The organism is Rhizobium leguminosarum, from assembly GCF_010668065.1.
In the GTDB taxonomy this organism is placed as follows: Bacteria; Pseudomonadota; Alphaproteobacteria; order Rhizobiales; family Rhizobiaceae; genus Rhizobium; species Rhizobium leguminosarum_S.
The window spans coordinates 1-20741 of sequence record NZ_WUEN01000022.1; the positions used below are offsets into that span (position 1 = coordinate 1).

At 58.9% G+C, this 20741-nt stretch carries 15 protein-coding genes, 4 pseudogenes and 1 other annotated feature; of the genes and pseudogenes, 9 read left to right on the forward strand and 10 right to left on the reverse strand.

Annotated features, from left to right (window positions below):
- Positions 1–473: 473 nt before the first annotated feature.
- The 3 genes from GR198_RS33190 to GR198_RS33200 all read right to left on the reverse strand — a co-directional run bounded on the left by GR198_RS33190 (position 474) and on the right by GR198_RS33200 (position 3535).
- On the reverse strand, positions 474–1064 hold the full coding sequence (locus tag GR198_RS33190) for a type II toxin-antitoxin system VapC family toxin (protein ID WP_164070357.1): 591 nt from the start codon (positions 1062–1064) through the stop codon (positions 474–476).
- Positions 1054–1350 carry a hypothetical protein gene (locus GR198_RS33195; RefSeq protein ID WP_062942065.1) on the reverse strand — a complete coding sequence of 99 codons (297 nt, stop codon included), beginning with the start codon at positions 1348–1350 and terminating at the stop codon, positions 1054–1056. The genes GR198_RS33190 and GR198_RS33195 overlap by 11 nt, the downstream gene beginning before the upstream one ends.
- 223 nt (positions 1351–1573) lie before the next feature.
- Complete coding sequence (locus GR198_RS33200; RefSeq protein WP_164070358.1) at positions 1574–3535, reverse strand: elongation factor G; 1962 nt, start codon at positions 3533–3535, stop codon at positions 1574–1576.
- Between the two features lie 127 nt (positions 3536–3662).
- Between GR198_RS33200 and GR198_RS33205 the strand changes: the two are divergent.
- The 3 genes and pseudogenes from GR198_RS33205 to GR198_RS33215 all read left to right on the forward strand — a co-directional run bounded on the left by GR198_RS33205 (position 3663) and on the right by GR198_RS33215 (position 5902).
- A pseudogene (locus GR198_RS33205) lies at positions 3663–4323 on the forward strand (IS6 family transposase).
- A gap of 524 nt (positions 4324–4847) precedes the next feature.
- The gene (locus GR198_RS33210) at positions 4848–5309 is read left to right on the forward strand and encodes a mobile mystery protein A (RefSeq protein ID WP_164070359.1); all 462 of its coding nucleotides are present in this window, start codon (positions 4848–4850) and stop codon (positions 5307–5309) included.
- Positions 5306–5902 (forward strand): mobile mystery protein B, encoded by a 597-nt coding sequence (locus tag GR198_RS33215; RefSeq protein ID WP_164070360.1) that lies wholly within the window; start codon positions 5306–5308, stop codon positions 5900–5902. Before GR198_RS33210 ends, GR198_RS33215 begins: the two co-directional genes overlap by 4 nt.
- A gap of 287 nt (positions 5903–6189) precedes the next feature.
- On the opposite strand, the pseudogene GR198_RS33220 reads toward GR198_RS33215, so the two are convergent.
- The 3 genes and pseudogenes from GR198_RS33220 to GR198_RS33230 form a co-directional block, all read right to left on the reverse strand.
- A pseudogene (locus tag GR198_RS33220) lies at positions 6190–6466 on the reverse strand (zinc-binding dehydrogenase); the annotation flags it as partial.
- A gap of 32 nt (positions 6467–6498) precedes the next feature.
- Entirely contained in the window at positions 6499–6831 is a 333-nt protein-coding gene (locus GR198_RS33225; protein ID WP_113543146.1) for an antibiotic biosynthesis monooxygenase family protein, read from the reverse strand.
- 32 nt (positions 6832–6863) lie between these two features.
- A complete protein-coding gene (locus GR198_RS33230; RefSeq protein ID WP_113543147.1) occupies positions 6864–7853 on the reverse strand; it encodes a zinc-dependent alcohol dehydrogenase family protein in 990 nt (329 codons plus the stop codon).
- An 880-nt stretch (positions 7854–8733) separates the two neighbouring features.
- Between GR198_RS33230 and GR198_RS36415 the strand changes: the two are divergent.
- Positions 8734–9804, forward strand: a pseudogene (locus GR198_RS36415) (IS3 family transposase).
- Positions 9013–9129, forward strand: a sequence feature (AL1L pseudoknot). It overlaps the preceding pseudogene by 117 nt.
- 164 nt (positions 9805–9968) lie before the next feature.
- Here GR198_RS36415 and GR198_RS33240 read toward each other — a convergent pair.
- Positions 9969–10958, reverse strand: coding sequence for an LLM class oxidoreductase (locus GR198_RS33240; RefSeq protein WP_113543149.1), 990 nt, complete (start codon positions 10956–10958; stop codon positions 9969–9971).
- Positions 10959–11028: 70 nt separating this feature from the next.
- Complete coding sequence (locus GR198_RS33245; RefSeq protein ID WP_113543150.1) at positions 11029–12018, reverse strand: zinc-dependent alcohol dehydrogenase family protein; 990 nt, start codon at positions 12016–12018, stop codon at positions 11029–11031.
- A gap of 143 nt (positions 12019–12161) precedes the next feature.
- Between GR198_RS33245 and GR198_RS33250 the strand changes: the two genes are divergently transcribed.
- Positions 12162–13088 (forward strand): LysR family transcriptional regulator, encoded by a 927-nt coding sequence (locus tag GR198_RS33250; RefSeq protein WP_017956998.1) that lies wholly within the window; start codon positions 12162–12164, stop codon positions 13086–13088.
- Between the two features lie 327 nt (positions 13089–13415).
- Here the strand turns inward: GR198_RS33250 and GR198_RS33255 are convergent, their stop codons facing one another.
- Complete coding sequence (locus GR198_RS33255; RefSeq protein WP_113543151.1) at positions 13416–14156, reverse strand: SDR family NAD(P)-dependent oxidoreductase; 741 nt, start codon at positions 14154–14156, stop codon at positions 13416–13418.
- A gap of 189 nt (positions 14157–14345) precedes the next feature.
- Here GR198_RS33255 and GR198_RS33260 point away from each other — a divergent pair, with 189 nt between their 5' ends.
- On the forward strand, positions 14346–15197 hold the full coding sequence (locus GR198_RS33260) for an AraC family transcriptional regulator (protein ID WP_246711149.1): 852 nt from the start codon (positions 14346–14348) through the stop codon (positions 15195–15197).
- A 132-nt stretch (positions 15198–15329) separates the two neighbouring features.
- Here GR198_RS33260 and GR198_RS33265 read toward each other — a convergent pair.
- Positions 15330–16095, reverse strand: a pseudogene (locus tag GR198_RS33265) (alpha/beta fold hydrolase).
- Positions 16096–16437: 342 nt separating this feature from the next.
- Between GR198_RS33265 and GR198_RS33270 the strand changes: the two are divergent.
- The 3 genes from GR198_RS33270 (at position 16438) to GR198_RS33280 (ending at position 20735) form a co-directional block, all read left to right on the forward strand.
- Positions 16438–18153: a monovalent cation:proton antiporter-2 (CPA2) family protein gene (locus GR198_RS33270; protein WP_113543163.1), complete on the forward strand. Its 1716-nt coding sequence runs from the start codon at positions 16438–16440 to the stop codon at positions 18151–18153.
- Positions 18154–18210: 57 nt separating this feature from the next.
- A complete protein-coding gene (locus tag GR198_RS33275) occupies positions 18211–19185 on the forward strand; it encodes a homoserine dehydrogenase (protein ID WP_312876860.1) in 975 nt (324 codons plus the stop codon).
- A gap of 500 nt (positions 19186–19685) precedes the next feature.
- Positions 19686–20735 (forward strand): LLM class flavin-dependent oxidoreductase, encoded by a 1050-nt coding sequence (locus tag GR198_RS33280; RefSeq protein WP_113543164.1) that lies wholly within the window; start codon positions 19686–19688, stop codon positions 20733–20735.
- Positions 20736–20741 lie beyond the last annotated feature (6 nt).

Consider the following 20741-nt stretch of genomic DNA (forward strand, 5'->3'; position numbering starts at 1 on the left):
GGGCAACGCTTGGTTCAGGTCTGTCATGTCGTTCCCTCGCGCCTCACAAGACTCCTGCGTCCGCCATACGTCAGCTTTCCGGCCCTGTCTACGTGCAGTCCCGCAGCCCTTAAGCCCCGCCCGCGGAACAAATGCAAGGTCTCGTCTCTTCTGCTCTTCTGCCGCCAAACAGCGCCATATGGGTGTCACTACAAATCCGTGGTCTTGTGCCAATTCGAACCGTCGGCCTACCGCTCACTTTCTCCAGCTGCTGAAAAAGCCAGCCTTTGCTGAGTAGGCCTCTATATCCTCTCCGGCTAGCGTGATCGCGCCGGCGGTAATCCAGACGGATCCTACTCTCTACCGCATCAAGCCGGCCTCCACAAAACGCAAGATATGCCTGCGTATGCTGCGGGCATGACATCTATTGCCGGCGCCTGCCCCAACTGTTCCTGTTCGTGCAGAATAGCGACCGACGGTGAGAATTCGGCGTTTCATGATGATGGCGCCTCCACTGGGGCTCGATAGAGGATGACCCGACCGGTCGGTATGATCTGTGCGAGAAAATCAAAGTCGCGAACATTGCCAGTCAGCACGCTCGCACCCAGCTGCCGTGCCTGCAAGAAAACCATGGCGTCATTGACGAAGCGGCGTTCATGTCCCTCCCCCTTTGGCAAGTTGCTCAAGCGAAAGAGCAGACCCGCCAACACGCCGGCATGTCCCCAGATGGCCGCATCTGGAGCGTGAAGTCGGTGTTCCGGAATGTCTTCGACCGTCGCCGCGATCGTTTCGAGCACCGCCTTTGTAGAGGCGTGCTTGGGGTCCAGTCGGCCGAAGGCATGGGTCAGCTCAGACAGGCAGACCGCCGAATGGTGGCATAGGCGATACGTAATCAGCCTATCGACCTCCACCGGCGAGCGCCCTTGAAGCACATCCAGATAGACGCTGGTATCCAGGAACAGAGGCCCTCCGATTGCCGGCTCGTCGGCAACCCAAGGAAGATCTTCGTCGGGCCTGCGCTCGAGCGACCCGGCGTGCTTCTGGGGCTTTAGTGATCGGAGGGCTTCAGAGAGATCAAATCCCAAGATCGATATCCGTCGGGATGCGGCCCTTGCGGCCCACCAGACGCGCGCCAAAGTCGTCTTCGAGAGCCAGCCGTGAAAGGGCCAATTCCAGCAGTTCGGTGTCGGAGGTAACATGGGCCCGCTTCTTGGCTGCCTCGATCAACTCCGACGGCACTCGCCCTGACAAGCGGGTATTCTTCGCCGTGCCAAGGAGACCGACGGCCTTCGCTTGCTCGAGTACGAGCTTATTGCGGGCCAACGCGATTTTCGCTTCGCTTTCCGCAGCAGTTCGTGGTTGGGTACCCATAAGATTCTCCTGTGTTGAACAGAATATAGATTGCGTTGAACGGGAGGGCAAGGTTCAAGAGCGGCACATGATCGCCATCGGCGAACTGATCAAGTACCCAGCACACCATCCCCGAAGCAAGCCCCAACCGCGGGCCTGTGCTACTACAACTGCAAACGTTCCAGGCAGGTAAGGGCGGGCGTGAGCCCGGCTCTGGGAACGAGCATGAAGTGGCGCGAACGTTTCAGTGTGCGGTGCCTGGTTTCTCTTTTGCCCTCACAATGGTGTCCGCTTCCTTGCCGTATAGTTCCTCGAAGTGATCGAAGGTCTTGGAAAAATAACCAATGCCCTGCGTCGCCGAGCGCAGCGCCCGCGCCAGATCGTTAAGTGCGCCACCCGGAACGAGCGCCCGGAAGATGTCCCATCCCTTGGCGGTTTCATCACGGTCGAAGCCGAGAACCTGACCGTTGAGAGCGGAGACGATCTGGACAAGGCTGCCTGAAAAGACCGACGGGATGTGGAACTCGCAGCGGAAGACCGGCTGCATCAACACGGTCGATCCTTCGGAAAGCGCCTGTCGCACCCCCATTTTCGACGCAGTCCGGAAGGCGTGTTCCGAACTGTCGACGGTGTGGTGCTGACCATCTAACAGCGTTACGCCGACATCTATGACTTCGAAGCCTAGCGGTCCTTTCTCCATCGCTTCGCGCGCGCCCGCTTCGACAGCAGGGATGTAATTGCGCGGAACGGCGCCGCCCTTGATGGTTTCGCCAAAGGTGAAGCCCTGGCCGCGCTCGTTGGGGTGAATGCTCAACTTCACATCCGCGAATTGCCCGGCACCGCCGGTCTGTTTGCGATGGCGGTAATGAACCTCCGATGGTTTCGCGATCGTCTCGCGGTAGATTGGGCTGGGCGTTCGGTCGGTCACGGAGATATGAAAGACATCGGACAGCGTTCGGCAGAGATCACGCAGATGTACCGGCCCCTGGGCGCGGACGAGTTGAGCGCCCGTGCCTTCCTCCTGCAAGACTTCCAGACCGCGATCCGACTCGGAAAGTTTCGCCAGCGTTTCGGAAAGTTTGTTTTCATCGCGCTCGCTACCCGGAACTAGGATCCTTTCAAGCATCGGCGTGGGTGGATCCGTCCACTCAAGCGGGGCGACCACCGCGCCGGAGGTCAACAGCGAAGGGACGGGCAGGTGGTCGGACTTGACCGTTGCGAAGACATCCCCCGGCGCAGGCAGAACCGCCGAATTTGACCGCCCGTTTGCGAGATTTTGTACGGCGCCGAGGCTGGAGCCGCCCAGTGATGCGCCTTGCCGTAGTCCCTCGCCAAGTGCGCGCACGAAGACTGTCTTACCGACATTCTGGCGATGATAGGCATGGAAACTCACGGCCACCAGCTTGCCTTCATCGACAGTTCCCGTATGAGCGAGACGCTGCCGAACAACCCCCACCGGCGGCGCCTCGTGGCGCAGCGCCTTCATCAGTCTCATCATGCCGTTTCCGTGACTTGCGGCACCGATCAGGACTGGAATAATCCTGTTTTCCCTGAGAACCCGCGATGAAATGGCATAGAGTGCGTCGCTGGGTGGCTCGCGATCTTCGATCAGTTCCTCGAGAAGCCAGTCATCGAATTCGGACAGGTGTTCCAGGAGCTCGCTGCGCGCTTCGTGCTCGCGCTCGGCGGCGCTTTCGGGGATTGCGATCAGTGCCGAAGTGTGGCCTTCCCGGTAGCGCCACGCCCGTTCCGAAATCAGATCGCAACTGCCAATGACCCTGTCCCCCTCGCGGATCGGGATCTGGCGAAGCACAAGGGCGTGATTGGCGTAGTCTTGAAGCGCGGCGATCACGTCCCTCAACCGCCCTCGCGGTTCGTCCATCCGGTTGACGAAGAGGATGCAAGGCGTCCCCGAGGCTTCGACTATCCGCAGATAGGGCGCGGCGAGCACAGCCTCCTCGGGTGCCGATGAAACGCACAGGATGCAGGCGTCGCTGGCAAGAAGCGCGTGCTGTGCATGCGCCAACGCTTCGTTCGGTCCTGGCGCATCCAATGCACACCACGCCTCGTTTCCGAAGGTGAATTCTGTGAGGTTCAATCCATAAGGGGAGCTGGATTTTCTCGGCGTCCCCTCCAGGGAGCCGAGCTTTTCCACGACTGTCGATTTTCCGGTCTGCGAGGGTCCAAGCACGGTGAAGCAGCGCATCGGCCTTCCTCCAACTGCCATAAACACAATTTTCAGTCATCATAGGATGCCCTGAACTGCTGCAAGGCGCCAGAGGGGTGACGTCACGTTGTCAGTGGCTTAAAGGTCGGCGGATAATTTGGCGGGGATGAGCGAACCGACCATCAGCTACAAGAACCACCGCTTTCCACCGCAGATTATCGCCCGTGCGGTCTGGCTGTACTTCCGGTTCCCTTTGAGCCTGCGGCTGGTCGAGGAAATGCTGTTGGAGCGTGGCATTGTCGTGTCCTACGAAACGATACGGCGATGGGGCCGCAAATTCGGCGCGACTTACGCCAAGCAGATGCGCAGAAAGAAGCCGTCGCGAAAGGATATCTGGCATCTGGACGAGGTCGTGATTTCCATCGGGGGCCGCAAACATTGGCTTTGGCGCGCCGTTGACCAGGACGGTTACGTTCTCGACGAGATCGTCCAGGCGCGGCGTGATACCCACGCTGCCAAGCGATTGCTGGTCAGGCTGCTGAAGAAGCAAGGCTTGGCGCCGAAGCGGATCGTCACCGACAAGCTGCGCTCATATGGAGCGGCAAGACGCGACGTGATGTCGGCTGTCGAACATTGCTCGCACAAGGGGCTGAACAATCGCGCGGAGAATTCTCACGTGCCACTTCGAAAACGGTTTCATCTCGGTCTTTTCGGCAGTCCGAAATCTCTTCATCCCGCCGCACCAGAAACGCTCCGCCCTCGCCGTCCACATTCATCGGATCCGCGCGATGGCGCAGTGGAATGCCGCGGCCGGCGCAACATTCTGAGGTCAGACAAAAAGCCTTGTCCGGGCATTGATGAAACAACGTGACATCACCTGTTGACAGGCTTGGGTTTGCAGTCAGGTTTCATGCCCTGAAGCCGGAGTGGGAATCCCCAGGGCATAGATTTGAATAGGCGTCGACCGTCTTTCTCATAACGATCAGGCCCGGGCTCCCCACGACTGTCTCTGTCGGTAAGCTGATCGCCGACGGATCGTCAACGCCAAAATACGCGACGATCTCGTCGATCGTTCCGAATGACTGCGAAAAGCCTGGACATGGTTTCGCCTCACTGAAAACTCGAACGAGACTGTTATAGCACAGAACAAAATAGGATCACGCTGTTTGGAGTCATTCGAGTGAAACGATATAAGACAGACTACAGCCTGATTTTAGATGATCGATTAACATATTAAAGCCTGATATTTTCAATCTCATAATCATATTTCAGACTGAGTAATCTGATTGATAATCAGTCTGTATTCTGATATTTATTGTCTCATGATCAGCTTACAGTCTGAGGGTAATGGATGAAGAGCGACAGTCGAAAGAGGGGGCGCCTGCGCCTCGATGAACGACTTCGAGCACTTCAACCGATTGATCGCTTCAAGGCGCCGCCGAAAGGATGGGTGCGTGCGCTACGCGACGCACTCGGGATGACGGGTGCGCAGCTCGGCACGCGCATTGGCGTGCGACCTCAAAGTGTTGAAGCCATCGAGAAGTCGGAAGCCGCAGGCACCATCCAACTCAATACCTTACGTCGCGCAGCTGAGGCGCTGGATTGTACCCTCGTCTACGCCCTCGTTCCAAACAGTTCACTTGAGACTGTCATCGAAGCGCGCGCGAGGAAAATCGCAACGCGCGAGCTTCAGCGCGTCGCGCATACGATGCGGCTCGAAGCTCAAGGCACGGACGAGGCGGACTTCGAATCCCGCGTCCAGGCATACATTCGCGACAGGCTCTCCGAGCGCGACCTCTGGAACGAGACATGACGGACCTGTTTCAGGAGCCTGAGGACGCAACACCCCTTGAACCGCATGAGCGCGAGGGACTGCTTCAGACATGGATCACGCACCGCCGTGATCTCAACGAGGCGGAGCAGGAAAACATCGTCGAGGGTGCGGCCTGGGCGCGCGGTCGCCGGCGCATATCGCTTGAGCGAATGCTCAGCGAGGACTTCATGCGGACACTGCACAAGCGGATGTTCGGCGACGTCTGGGAATGGGCCGGCACCTTCCGAACGACGGAGCGCAACATCGGCGTCCAAGCCTACCGTATCGGAGTGGAGCTCGCGAGCCTGTTAGGCGACGTCAGCTATTGGGGTGAGCATGAGGCATTTCCGTCGGACGAGATAGCGGTCAGGTTCCACCATCGCCTGGTCGCAATACACCCGTTTCCGAATGGAAACGGCCGTCACGCTCGATTGGCGGCCGATCTTCTGATCGAACGCCTTGGCGGCGAGCGTTTCAGTTGGGGTGGCGGAACTCTGGCCGATGTCGGTGAACTGCGCACTCGCTACGTCGCAGCCCTTCGCGCAGCAGACAACCATGATATCGCGCCGCTGCTAGAATTCGCGCGCACCTGAGAGGCGGCGCCGTTCGCCTTGAGAGGAAATGAACCGGCGACCCTCGCGGTCCCTGTGCGACCACCGTCTTAAGCCGCCGGGCAAACTAGCTTTTGAGGCGCAAGCATATTTATGGAACTGAACTGGTCCTTTTTATCGATTGAACGAGATGTTGGAACTGAAACGTTCAGACCTGTCGTTAACTGTGCACGACCGGACTCTCTGAATGATCAGAAAGTTTTGTCCAGGTGGTACTTCCATTCATTGGTGCCAACTGGCTGCGCGAGCGGCGCGCCGCCAGATTTTGATCACGCAAACCCTTCGAGCACGACCTTGCCGATCGTCGAACCGCTTTCGAGCTGCTCGTGAGCCTTCTTCAGGTTTGCCGCATTGATCACCCCAAGGTTTTGAGTAGCGGTTGTTCGAATCCTTCCATCGTCGACTGCGCGCGAAATTTTGTTTGGATGCCTTGCGCTTGAACTTCATAATGTCGAAGCCCGGCGGATCATCAATCAGGCAGAAGCGCCCCTGCGGCGCGATCAGTTCAGCTATATCATCGATATGCTGGGCGGTTTGCGTCGTTGAGATCCGCACGTTCCTCTGTTGAGCGGCGTTGCCTATGTTGCTGCGGCATCCCCATCATCATGTCCGGTTGCGGCAAAAGCTGTTCCTTCGACATGATAGACCGTCGGTTCGTCGGAAAAATAGTCCTGTATGCCTTTCATGAACACCTCGTGGTCTTCGCTCGCGTCGAAGCCCGGCGTGTGATCCTCAAGCGAGCGCCAACGCACGATCAGGTTGAATATTTCCGGCATTTCGATCCCTTGGGCCAGAACGTGGCCTCGGTACCCCTGCGCGCGGCCGAGCAACGGAAGCACTTCGGCGAATGCTTGTCTGAACACTTCGATTTGCTCCTTGTGAACGGGCAGCACGGCGATCTCATAAATCATGTTTGCACCTTTAGTTTTGGGTTTGAGGGGGTTTACGAACCTGCGCGCGTCGTGCCAGCCAACGGATCGACTGCAATCGCGATCTTGCCCCGGACACCGTTGTTCGGGGTCTCGAGCAGCGCATGGGCAAGAGAGAGATCGGCGAGTGCATAGACAGCGCCAACGTGCGGCCGCAGCTGGCCACGCTCGACCAGGGTGCTCAACTCATCGAGTTTACCGCGGTGCTGTCTGGTGAAGACGAAGTGATAACTTGCGTTCTTGCCCCAGGCTTCGATCAGGTTCTGCGGCTGTGCGATATCCACGATCGAGACAATGCGACCAAGCTGTGCGAGCACGTCCGGGCTGCGGGCCAATGTGTCGCCGCCGATCGTGTCGAACACGACATCGACTCCGCGACCATCCGTTTCCCGCATGATAGTGCTGATATAGTCTTCTTGCTTATAGTCGATGACGACGTCAGCGCCGACACTACGCGCAAATTCGAAGTTGTCTTCGCGTACGGTCGTGAAGACTTTGGCGCCGATGGCTTTCGCAACCTGGATCGCCACATGACCGACGCCGCCGGCACCGCCATGGATCAGGATGCTTTCGCCCACGCGCAGAGCGGCGCGGCCGACGAGGGCCTCCCACACCGTCCCGCCGACCAGGCTCAGGCTTGCCGCTTCGAGATGGTTAAGCGAGGCGGGTTTCTTCGCGATGATGTTTTCGTTCGCGACGTGGTACTCGGCATAGCTTCCCGGACCGTCGAAGATCTGGGGCGTGTACCAGACTGCGTGTCCCGGAGCGAACGCCGTCACGCCTGGACCGACGGCTTCGACAACGCCGGAAACATCATGACCGGTAATGGCCGGCAACGGCACATAGTCGCGATAGTCGCCGCGCCGAACCTGGTAGTCCAGGGGGTTGATCGACGTGGCATGGACGCGAACCAGGACTTGTCCTGCCTGCGGAACGGGCTTGGGCACTTCGGAAAGCTCGAACGATTCCGGGCCGCCGAAAGATTTGAGTATCATCGCTTTCATTTTAATCCTCGTTTCTTGAAGGGAGTGCAGCAGCATTTTTCGGGTTAGCGCGCGCTGAACGCCGAATTTGTCACAGCAGACAGGCAAACACGGATCCCGGCTGCCGCAGCGCGTGCAAGCGTTTCGCGAGGCCTAGGGTTGTCCCCATCCGCCTCAGACACGCTTTGTTGCAGAACCTGCCCTCGGCAAGCCGCTCGTCTTAACGAGCCGGGTTTGCCGAGGGCTCTGCAGCATGCACGGTGATCGGCACTATCGATTGCTCAACCGCCTACGGTTCACTAGATCCAACGATCGATCTTCCTTAACCTTGTAGGTTTCCTCATAGCGTGCGCCGCCTGCGGAGAAGCTGTGGGAGAAGATGCTTCCAACAGGAGACTTTTGCAGTTTTGTTTTCGGCTGGCCCTGATACGTGATGCTGCCCGGAATTGGTTCGAGGGCGCGAGCTCTTGTGGCAAGTGTCGTCTGGACTGCCAAGCTGCCCAGTAATACAGTAGTGGCAACAATTGTTCGAGTTCTTACGGTCATTATGCTTTCCTCTTTTGATCTGTACCGATGCGATCGTCGCCCGGTCTGTTTTGAGCACTAGTAGAGCTATGACGGAGGTCATATGCTATGGTGCCGTCTTGATGGCTCCTACTTAACTTCTAGCGTTTCCTTTCGGTAGCAGCTCTGCTTTAGGATCAGTTTCAACAAAGCTTTGAAAGCCATCGGCTTGGACGTGGACGACTGAATGTGTTCGTACGCATCGCTCAAGCAGCTTCAGCTTGAGGTGGTGAGGATGACGCGATCAAACAGCCGTCCGCTTAACGCGAGCTGACGTCTGAAAGTTGAATCGAACCGATTTGCCGGAGGCTCCAACTTCTGAGAAAGTGGAGCCAACATGAGCAAGACAACCAACAAACTTCATCGGAAGTCCGCGCCCAAGCAGTGCGGATGGTTCTGGATCCCCAAGGCGAATATTCCTCGCGATGGGCAGCGGCTTCCTCGATCGCCGCCAAGATCGGCCGCTGGGCGGAGACGATGAATGAATGGGTGAAGAAGGCGGAAGTGGACGATGGTTCCTCGGCCTGGGCTCCCAACGAAGTCGCCGAGAAGATGAAGGCTCTTGAGCGGGAGACCCGCGAGCTTCGGCAGGCCAATGAGATACCGTGCAAGTGTCCGCTTATTTCGCGATGGCGGAGTTCGACCGCCCATTGAAGCCGTGATCTCCTCCATCGACGGACACCCCTCGGTATTCGTGGTCGAGCCGATCTGTAGACTGCTGCAGATTACCCCATCCACCTACTACGAAAACATTGACAAGCGCCTGGCCCTGGACCGGTTGTCAGTCCGCCCGCAGCGACATTGCGTTGAAGATCGAGATACGCCGCGTCTTCGAGGCGAACTTCCGCGTCTACGGCGTGCGCAGGGGCTGGCGGCAATTCAAGCGGGATATAGCCCGCTGCACCGTCGCCCGGCTCATCCGATAGACTGGGTCTTCAGGGTATCATCCGGGGCAAGCCGATCCGGACAAGACGGCTCCCAGCCCCTTGATCGGGTGAACCGCCAGTTCAGGGCTCCTGCGCCGCACAGGCTCTGGATTTCGGATTTCACCTATGGCGCGCCTCCTCCCACAATGGGGTAGCGTATGTCTGGAATGAAAGAGGAGTTTCAAACTGCCGTGTTCCCTGCTGCGAGGGGACTACCGATATCTCTGCGCGCCGTTCACTTCCCAGCTTTCTGGACCTTGACAGATATAGGAGCATCAACGCCCTCGCCGAAACGATCAACGGCCTCTACAAGGCCGAGGTCATCCATCGGCGCGGACCGTGGCGCAGCTTCGAAGCGGTTGAATTCGCCGCCCTGGAGTGGGTCGACTGGTTCAACCATCGACGGCTTCTGGAGCCCATCGGCAACATCCCCCCAGCCGAAGCCGCACGTACGGCTGGATGCGCCAGCCATGGCCGCATAACCTAAACGAAATGGCCTCCGGCAACCCGGTGCGGTTCAGCTGTTTGCGCCTGAACAATCACCGGGCTGTCAATCTGTTGATGCTCAACAGGCGAACTCTCTCAAGAGGTTCCATAGGCATCCGATTGGAGAAGGTGCCAAGTTCATTGACTACTCCCGCCTTGCTCATTGCGCACCGATGCTGAAATGCGGAATGACTTCAGTTCCGATCTCATCGAGAACATCGGCTACCGGTCTTCGACTGAACTTGAGGTTCAGTGCGACGTGGTTGATCCCACTTGAGCGCAGGTCGTCCAATAGGTCGGCTAGCCCCCGTCGGCCCACCCGAACTCCGAGATGGATGGGGCCGGGCGGCGTATCCGGATCTGCGGCCAGGTCGACGTAGAGCGATTGAGCAATTGGCTTGAATCCTTGTCCGAGACGGTTGAGTGCTTCGCACCAACGCGAGGCGACCTGCTCCTGCTGAATTACGTCGCGCGGGTAAGTGAGCCAGCCATCGCTACGCTGCGCGATCCAGTCCAGCGATTGTTGGCTTTGCCCGGTAACAAGGGTGGGCAGCCGGGGCGAGATAGGTTTGGGCACGAGATCGCCGCCGCCCGCGAGCCGCCCATAGTGCGCAGACGCGTGGACCGGAAAACGCCTTGTGAGCAACGCCTCCACGTAATCGAACGCTTCGCGGAAGAGTTCGCCACGCAGGTCCGCGTCACGGCCATATGCCGGGTACTCGACCGGGCGGTCGCCCGACGCGACGCCGAACACGAAACGCCCGCCGGATAGTCGATCGAGCGACGCCACCGCCTTGGCGACATCGATCGGGTGATGGAGCGGCAGAATGACGGCGCCCGTGGCGAGCGCGATGGTGGACGTGCGCGCCGCGATCGTTGCGAGCCAAACGAAAGGGTCGTAGATCTGACCAAGATCGCCGAAGCTCGGGTCGTCCAGCGGCACGTCCCTCGCCCACAGCGCAGCAAAGCCGAGACGCTCGGCTTGCTGGGCGAGTTCGATCTGGTTGTGCATAGCCGGCGCGGGACCGTCGAAAGCCTCAATCGGGAAATAGACCCCGACTGTCAACTTCTCGGGCGCGAACATTGACGCGTAGCCGCGGCCGAAAGGGCGCGGGACGGCGTTCTCGGCCGGCGATGGGGCGATATTCATCGTTCTTTCCTTCCTTAGACGGACGGCCGGGTTGATCCTCGACCGTCCGCGCCATGCTCCAGGTGTCGAGTTAGGCACTCGCCTCGCCCGACACGTCCATCACGACCTTGCCGCGCAAGCCCCGCGCGGAGCCGTTTTCCAACAGCTCGTGGGCCTCACCTATGCGGGCGAGCGGCAGCGTGGCGCCAATCACGGGCTTGACCAAGCCGCGCTCAACCAAATCCGTGAGCGCAATGAGCTTGCCTCGGTTCTGGCGGGTGAAAACGAAATGATAGGCTGCGTTCTTGCCCCAGGCCTCGATGAGGTTCTGCGGCTGCGCGATATCCACCAGGCTGACCACGCGTCCGGTATCCGCTAGCGCGAGCGGGCTTCGTGTGAGCGTATCACCGCCGATCGTGTCGAAAATGACGTTCACGCCTTCCCCTCCGGTCAGCAGGCCGACCGCCTCCACGTAGTCTTCCGCGGTGAAGTCGATCGCCTCGTCGGCACCGAGCGAGCGCACGAAGTCGTGGTCTCTGGCGAGCGCCGTCGTAATCACCCGTGCGCCAATTGCCTTGGCTACCTGCACCGCAATCGTGCCAACGCCGCCAGCTCCGCCGTGGATGAGGATCGTTTCACCGGCCTTCAGCTGTGCGCGCTGGTTGAACGCCTCCCAAACCGTTCCGCCAACGAGCGTGAGGCTCGCCGCCTCAAGGTGCGTTAGATTACGGGGCTTTCGCCCGACGAGCTCGACGTCGGCGACGTGCTGCTCGGCATATGAGCCGGCACCGCCGAAGATCTTCGGCGTGTAATAGACCTCATCACCGACTGTGAACTCGTGAACCTCCGCGCCCAGTTCCTCGATCACGCCCGAGATGTCATGGCCGATGATGGCGGGCAAGGGCACGTAGTCCGCGTAATCGCCGCGGCGGATCTGGTAATCAAGCGGATTGATGGCGGTGGCATGCACCCGCACTCGCACTTGGCGCGGACCCACCGCGGGAACTTGTACGTCGCGCAGTTCGAACGCGTTCGGGCCGCCGAAATGGGTGAGGACGGCTGCCTTCATTGTGTTGGTCATGACAATATCCTTTCATCAGGTGGAGCATTGACGGTCCCACAGGTTATGGCGCCGACTCGATGTTGCTATTTGATTTGGCGAGATTGCTTTTGGTAGCGGCCACGTTTTAGGATCAGTTTCAACAAACCTTTGAAAGCACTCTTATGGACGTCGACGATTTGCGCCTGCTCGTACGTATTGCCCAACTGCGCAGCATCAGTGCCGCCGCTCGCGACTTGGGTCTCACGCCGGCGGGAGCCAGCGCCAGACTGGCGGCACTCGAGCGAAAGCTCAGCGCCAGGCTTCTCCATCGCACAACGCGCCAAGCGACCTTGACCGAGGACGGCCTCGCCTTCCTGCCCCATGCAGAACAAGTTGTGCATGCGGCAGAATCCGCCCTAGCAGCGCTTGGACGAGAGCAGGCTTCGCCGCGCGGCACCCTGCGGGTGGCGGCTCCGGCCTCGTTCGCGCGGATGCATATTGTGCCCGGCTTGCCGCAGTTCTGCAGGCGATATTCCGAACTGGCGCTCGATATGCGCATCTCGGATAGCATTGTCGATCTCGTCGAGGGTGCCTTCGATGTGGCGGTCCGGTATACGGAGCTTAGCGACTCTTCCTTCGTCGCCCGGCGGCTTGCTCCGGACAATCGGGTGCTGGTTGCGTCGCCGGATTATATCGAGCAACGCGGGCGGCCGAACACGCCAGATGACTTAGCGAAACATTCGTGCCTAGTCGTCGGCACGCTCGATCTGTGGACTTTCCGGGGGAAAGATGGAGAGGTGATCGAACGGCATGTTTCCCCGAGCCTCCGCATCAATGACGGCAGCGCCGTGCGCGATGCAGCGTCTGCCGGGCTTGGCATCGCTTTGATGGCCACCTGGTGCGCATCGGACGAGATCCGATCTGGTGCCCTCGTGCCGGCCCTTCCCGAATACCCGCTCGTTTCAACCCAGACGCTGTGGGCGCTATATCCGAGTTCCCGTGAGCTGGCGCCGAAGGTGAGGGTGTTCATCGACTGGCTTCTCGATCGATTTGGGCATCAACCGTACTGGGACCAGGGCTTGGAGAATATTCTGGATAGCAATCGGTGACAAGGACTGCCCACCAGTCATCATCGCCCGGAGATTAACGTTTACCACGCCAAATTTGCTCCCGGCTGAGATGTAGTGCGGCGAACAGTAATAAGGTCGGAGAATATGAGGAGTTCGAGCAACGTGGGATGACCGTGGCTAACCGGCATCCCGTAGTTCATGGTTGAGGTGATGCAAGCAACATTCGACGCGCGGGGCCGGTTCGTCCGCGCGTCTGTTCGGTTTCATTCCACCCCTATGGATAATGGCAAACCTTCGCGTTTCAGGCGTTAGTCAACTGACGTCTTCCCCGGAAACGACAAGCGCTGAACGGTTCACCAGGCTTGATCAAGCGTTCGCGCCGCCATCCACGGTCAAGGTTGCGCCATTGATCATATCTGCGCCCGGGCTCGCGAGAAATGCTACTACACTCGCAATTTCGCGGGGATCTGCAAAGCGCCCTATCGACGAGAGGCTTCGTTGGAAATCAGCACCTGGACCGTCAGCCGGGTTTGCCTCGGTGTCGGTTGATCCCGGCGAGACCAAATTGATAGTTATACCTTGCGGCCCAAGTTCCCGCGACAAACCGCGCGTGAACGAGTGCAACGCTGACTTGGACATTGCGTAGACAGTCACACCTGGAAAGGGGACGCGATCTCCGAGGGCCGAACCGATCGAAATGATGCGGCCACCCTTGGCGAAGTGCGGGATAGCAGCTTTCGAAAAAGCGACAGGAGCGCGCACGTTGACGTCCATGAGAGACTGAAATTGCTCTAGGTCGAGCTCAGCTGTCGGTCCGGCCAGTCCGATGGCCGCGCTGTTCACCAAAATGTCCAAGCCACCCAGCTTTCCAACAGTCTCACTCACGGGCCGTTTTGCAGCGTTTGTGTCGGCACCATCGGCGTGTACGGCCAGCGCCCGACGACCCAGGTTTTCAATGGTAGCGACGACGGAGTCCGCGCGCTCAGGCGATCTGTTGTAGGTGATTGCCACGTCGGCGCCGTTCTCGGCCAACACCTGCGCGATTGCGGCGCCAATACCGCGCGAGCCTCCCGTGACGAGTGCGCGCTTTCCCTTGAGATCAATCATCTTACATCCTCATGCTGTACGGTTGAAGTGCCCGGATCTGGGCCGGAAGGTTAATATTCTTTTCCTTCCGGCCTCTAGATAAGGAGTCGGGTCAAAATCGACATCCACGATCGCACCAGAGGCTTGCCTGATCCTACCAAATCTCTAATGTCTTCGGGAATGAGCCCCTTTGGAAACATAACAGATCGCTTGTTAAACGATGTTGCTTCTATTGTTGCCGGACGCACAGGAGTGGCCGGGATTGAGACGCCTGTCCCGCGTCTGACGGTCTGGACGAGCACGGTAACGACTTTACCCACGCCAGCCGTCTTTGAACCCATGCTCTATGCGGTCCTGCGTGGGACTAAGCTGCTTATCATGGGCGCCAATCGCTTTGAGTTGGAGGCAGGTGCTTGCGCTGCGTCATCTTTTGGTCTGCCCTTCCTCCATCAGTTCACCGCCGCCACGCCGGATCAGCCTTACGTCGCGATCAGCCTTCACCTCGATACCGCTTTGCTTACCCGCGTCATGCTCAATATGCCCAAACAGGAAGATCGTTGGACCTGCGCCGTGGCAGCAGGGGATCTGAGCGGTCCGGTGGGCGAGCCTTTGGCTCGGCTTGTAGGCCTATTGCACACTCCGGAAGACATCGGAATACTCGGGCTGCATTACGAGAGTGAACTTTACTACCGCCTGCTCCAGAGTCCGATGGGCGATACGCTGCGTCAGATCGGTCAGCGAAACGAGAGATTTCAGCAGATCAAGATGGCCGCCGACTGGCTCGCTTCCAACCATAACGAAGCCGTCAATATTCCTGATCTCGCAGCATCCGCGGGAATGAGCGTGACGTCGTTTCATCGTCACTTCAAGGGCGTGACCGGGTTCAGCCCACTCGCTTTTCAACGCCATATCCGTCTTCTGGAAGCTCGCAAGCTTCTGGCCAGTGGCTCGGCCAACGTATCGAATATCGCTTATGAGGTAGGCTACGTCAGCCCATCGCAGTTCAGCCGGGAGTACAAAAGCATGTTTGGCAACCCGCCCGTAGCTGACTTGCAACGGTAGAGTTTCATGTGTCGGCAGTAAATGATCGTCAACGACTGGATTTTTCCTCTGGCCTGACAGCCACAAAGTCGTCCTCCTCTGTTTTGCACACATCCTAGCATGTACCGGGAGCTGCGTTCTGATCAGTGCCATTTATTTCGCGGCTTCCTCGATCAAATCCGCCGCAACCTCCGGTTTTGAAACCATGACCACATGCGACGCCCCTTCAACGACGACCGTGCGCCTCGAGCCCGCACGGTCGGCCATGAACCCAAGCGCCTTGGCAGGTATATTCTTGTCGCCATCGCCATAGACAAAATAAGAGGGCAGAGATTTCCAGGTAGGTTCACCAGATTTTTCTGTTAGTGCGGCTTCGGTGATCGGCCGCTGGCCAACTGCCATCAGCGTAGCAGCTTCGGCTCGTACGTCGTGAGCAAACTGCTCGTGAAATTTTTCCTGATCAATGTAGAGATCGACTCCGCCTCCAGACAGCTTCACCGGAGGCCAGCGCTTCCCCGAGCGTACCAGCTGGAAACTTGTCCGCCATGTCAGCCGCCGCTTCTCCAGCGTCCGGTGCGAAGGCCGCCACGTAGACGAGCGATTTGACATTATCGTGTCCTTTCGCGGCATTTGAAATAACCTGGCCGCCATAGGAATGTCCGACGAGAACCACTGGTCTGTCGATCCCGTCGACAACATCAGAAACGAGACGCGCATCGCTCGAGGCGCTGCGCAGCGGATTGGCAACCGCAACGGCTTTGTATCCGTCTTGCTGAAGTCGGGTAATCACGCCGTTCCAGCTCGACGGGTCGGCGAATGCGCCGTGAACGAGAACGATGGTAGGCTTTGCCTGTTGCGCAATAGCAGTTCCGGACAGAAGGGCGCTGTATGTGCTGAGGCACGAATGCGGCCAACAGATTGGAATTGGGTTTCTTTAGTTCGCAGAATTTCGTCGGAGCAGCGAGAGGTTCGGCGTTCCTCTATTCGCGACAGACTTTTGCAATCCACGGGTCTATTCAGGCAATCTCCGCAGCGTTACGAATTGCGCTCAATTGACCGGCAGCGAACGACCTGCAAGTTAAGCAAACGCTTGGCTTGAAGGCGGTCCCCCAACTGCTCTTGGCTGCGTGGCGAATTCCAGTGCGACAAGAGGGGCAAAATTGCGCAATCGGCTGGTCCCGTTGGTCAAGCTGACAAATCGGGAGGTGAATGATTGGCTGAAGTGGGTTTGGGGCAGACAATCGGACCTGCGATCGTCCTGATGGGAGCCGCTGTTGTCGCAGTGCCGCTTTTTCGGCGGCTCGGTCTGGGGTCAGTGCTGGGCTATTTTGCTGCCGGTGTGCTGGTCGGCCCCTCATTGCTTGGCCTGTTTACCGACACGCTGTCCATCCTGCATTTCTCCGAGCTTGGCGTCGTAATGTTCCTGTTCGTGATCGGGCTTGAATTGCGCCCACTCAAGCTATGGGCGATGCGTGGGCAGATTTTCGGACTGGGATTGGCGCAGGTCGCGCTTGCGATCGCAAGCCTTGCGCTGACGGGAATGCTGGTTTTCGGCCTGTCCGGCCCGGTGGCTTTTATTGCCGGCGCGGGCTTCGTTCTTTCATCGACAGCCGTCATCATGTCGGTCCTGCAGGACCGTGGGGAGATCTCAAGCGCCGAGGGTCAGAAATCTGTCTCCATTCTCCTTTTCGAGGATCTGATGATCGTGCCGCTTCTGGCGGTCGTCGCCTTTATGTCACCCCTGTCGCAGGGGCAATCGGGCTGGACCGATGTGCTCATGGCGCTTGGCGCGCTATTGGTTCTTCTGGCCGTTTCGAAGTGGGGCCTGAACCCCTTTTTTGCCTTGCTTGCAAAAACGCGGACGCGTGAAGTGATGACGGCAGGTGCACTGCTGGTCGTGCTCGGGGCCGCGTTGCTGATGGCAGTCGTTGGCCTTTCCATGGCAATGGGCGCATTCCTTGCCGGTGTCATGTTGTCGAGCTCCAGCTACAGGCATCAGATCGAGACTGATATCGAGCCTTTTCGCGGCCTGCTGATGGGGCTGTTCTTCATGGCCGTCGGCATGTCGCTCGACCTTGCGGTCGTTCTCGCAGACTGGTCGCTTCTCCTCGCCATGCTGATCGCTTTCATCATTGCCAAAGGAGCCGTGGTCTATGGGGTCGCGCGCGCGTTTGGCAGTTCCGGTCATCAGGCGCTGCATCGCACCTCGATGTTCCTGCAGGGCGGCGAATTTGCTTTTGTTCTCTACGCAGCCGCGGCGAGCGGGGGCGTGATCGACGCGCGGGAAAATGCCTTGTTCACCACCGTTGTGATCTTTTCAATGGCCCTGACGCCCATACTGATGATCGCAGCCGAAAGCTTGCTGAGAAGCAAGGCATCGATGGAAGGCGTCGAGGCTGCGCACGATCTGCATGGACGGGTGCTGATTATCGGGTTCGGCCGCTTCGGGCAGATCGCATCGCAATTGCTGCTGTCCAAGGGCGTCAGTCTGTCGGTGATCGATATGAATCCCGATCGTATCCGCGAAGCAGGACGGTTTGGCTTCAAGGTCTTTTTCGGTGATGGCACCCGCCTCGACACGCTGCGACATTCGGCAGCCGGATCGGCCGAGGCATTGCTGATCTGCATCGATGACCCCAAAGCTGCCATGCAGATCGTGACATTGGCGCAGCACGAGTTCCCGCAGGCAAGGATCCTGGTGCGCAGCTTTGATCGCGCCCATGCGGTGGAACTGATCCGGGCTGGGGTCGACTACCAGATCCGCGAAACGGTAGAATCCGCCTACATGATGGGAGCGGAAGGGCTGCGGGCGCTGGGGTATGCTGAGTTCGATGTGGAGGAGGCCGCAGATGATGTGCGTCAGCGCGACAATGAACGGCTGTCCGAGCAGGTACAGGGCAATGACATGTCCGGCCGCGGCCGGTTGCATGTCCAGCCCGTTCCGGAACCGTTCGGCAAAGCGTCCATGCAAAAATAGCGGTGAAAGTGTATGCAAATGCGAACGGTGAGGGTTGCGATTGCAGGGTTCGGGGGCGTGGGTCGGGCCACGGCGAGCCTTCTCCTGTCGCGGCGCGCGCGTTATCGCCAAGTCTATGGGGTCGACATCCGCCTGGTTGCGGCCTGCGGATCCCGGGCCGGCTTAAGCGACGATCGCGGTCTTGGAGAAGACCAGCTCGGCGCGCTTGAGGATGGTCTCTCCGGTCCGGCTTTCATAGAGGCGAGCGGAGCCGATCTTCTCATCGAAGCCGGCCCGAGCGATTTTCGTACCGGCGGCCCGGGGCTTGGCTACATTCGTTCTGCCCTGTCTGCCGGGCGTGACACGATCGTCGTATCCAAGGGTGCGCTCGTCCACAGCGGAATAGAACTTCGCCAACTTGCGAGAAGATCGGGCGCCCTCCTGAAGCTCAGCGGCGCGGCGGCGGCGGCCCTGCCGACGATCGATCTCGTTGATCACAGCCTCAAGGGCTGCACGGTGCTCAAAGTCGAAGGCATTCTAAATGCCACGACCAACTACCTGCTCGACGCCATGATGACACGTGGGATCGGCTTTGACGCTGCCTTGCGCGAGGCGCAGCTCGGCGGCTTTGCCGAAACCGATCCGCGAAACGACACGGAAGGGTGGGATACCGCCTGCAAGCTGCTGATCCTCGCCAATTTCGGCCTCGACGCCGACCTGACGATGAATGACCTGACCGTCGAGGGTATTCAGTCGGTGTCCGGCGAGCGTATCGAGGCATGGCGCAGGGAGGGGCTCGTTCCAAAACTTGTCGGCAGTCTCACGCGGGCTGACGGCACATTTAGCGCCGCCGTTGGCATCAAGGCCTATCCTCTCTCCGATCCATTCGCGAACATTCGCGGAAAGGACAAGGCAATCCGCATCGTCACCGACGCGATGGGGGAAACGATCGCGATCGGATCCGGCAAGGAGCCTCTGGCCACAGCCGCTGCTGCGCTGAAGGATCTCGAACACGTTCTGACGGCGCGGGCCGCAGCACACCTATCTGAGTAAAGGGCTTCACCATGACAAAGCTCAGCTTGCAGGCCATTCGCCATGTCGCGTTCGAAGATCTCGGCAGCTTCTGCTCCAGCTGCCTGCAATGCTGAGGGCGTTCAAACCTGAATGCCTCCCGGCGGTCGTGGCTGTAAGATCATAAGTGCCAAAAGCGCGTCCGATGCAATCTGTGAGGAGGTAAATGACAGGGAGATCGGCTTCTTCAACTCCCCGCCACCTCGTCGCTCGCGATCGCCATTGCGTGCCGGCTGTGAGGCGATCTCGCGGATTTGAACTGATACTCTTTTGTCCACCCGGAAGATGCCATACCTCCGCGCCCGGAATAAAGCCTGGTTGGCATGCAGATCCTCTTGCAAATGGCGTTCCCCATTTTGCGACAGAGCTTCCCAGGATCGAGCACTATCGCATGGCCGGCTGTGATGACACTCTCAACCTGTCGGTGGCAGTTACCCGTGGTGAAAGAAGCTCTGCGCCAAACATCTATCAAAGGACCCATAATGGAAATCGGTATCGACAGTTTTGCAGCTATCCTACCAGATCCGGCGACAGGACAGGTTCCCTCGGCCACCATCCGTATGGCGGAACTGATCGAGGAAGTCGAAGTGGCGGACCGCGTTGGATTGGACGTGTTCGGTATCGGTGAACATCACCGCGCAGAGTTCCTCGACTCCGCGCCGACGATCATACTGGCTGCCGCAGCGGCAAGGACCAGCCAAATCAAATTGACGAGCGCGGTGACAATAATAAGTGCCGCCGACCCTGTGCGTGTTTTTCAGGAATTTGCGACCCTCGATCTAATTTCCAAGGGCCGTGCGGAAATCGTTGTCGGTCGCGGGTCCTTCGTCGAGGCTTACCCGCTCTTCGGCCTGGACACGCGTGACTACGACGACCTTTTCGCGGAAAAGCTGGATCTGCTACTCGCGCTGCAGGAGTCGACGAATGTCACCTGGGATGGGCGTTTCCGAGCACCGCTCAGTGGACAAGGAGTCTATCCGCGTCCCCATCAACAGCAACTACCGATATGGATCGGTGTGGGCGGCACGCCGCAGTCCTTCGCCCGCGCTGGTGCGCTTGGGCTTCCACTGATGATCGCCATCATAGGCGGAAGCTTTGAGCGCTTTCGGCCGCTCGTCGATCTCTATCGAGAAGCTGGTAAACGAGCAGGGCACAGCCCCGAAGTGCTCAAGATCGGCATTCACGCGATGGGCTTCGTCGGCGAAAGCGATGCGGCAGCCAAGGACGCTTTTTTCCCTGGCTGGGCGCATCTGACAGCGAATATCGGACGCGAGCGCGGCTGGTCGCCGCCGACGCGTCAGCAGTTTGAGGTCATGGCGGGACCTGAAGGTGCATTCCTAGTTGGTGATCCGACAACGGTGACAGCCAAAATACTGCAGGCGAGCGAAACACTGGGTGGCACATCTCGCATCACCTTCCAGATGAGCACAGCCGCTCTTGATACTGCAGCGATGAAACGATCGATAGAACTGCTGGGCACTGAAGTGGCGCCGGCGGTCAGAGCGGCACAACGGCTTAATACCCTGGCTTGATCGTAA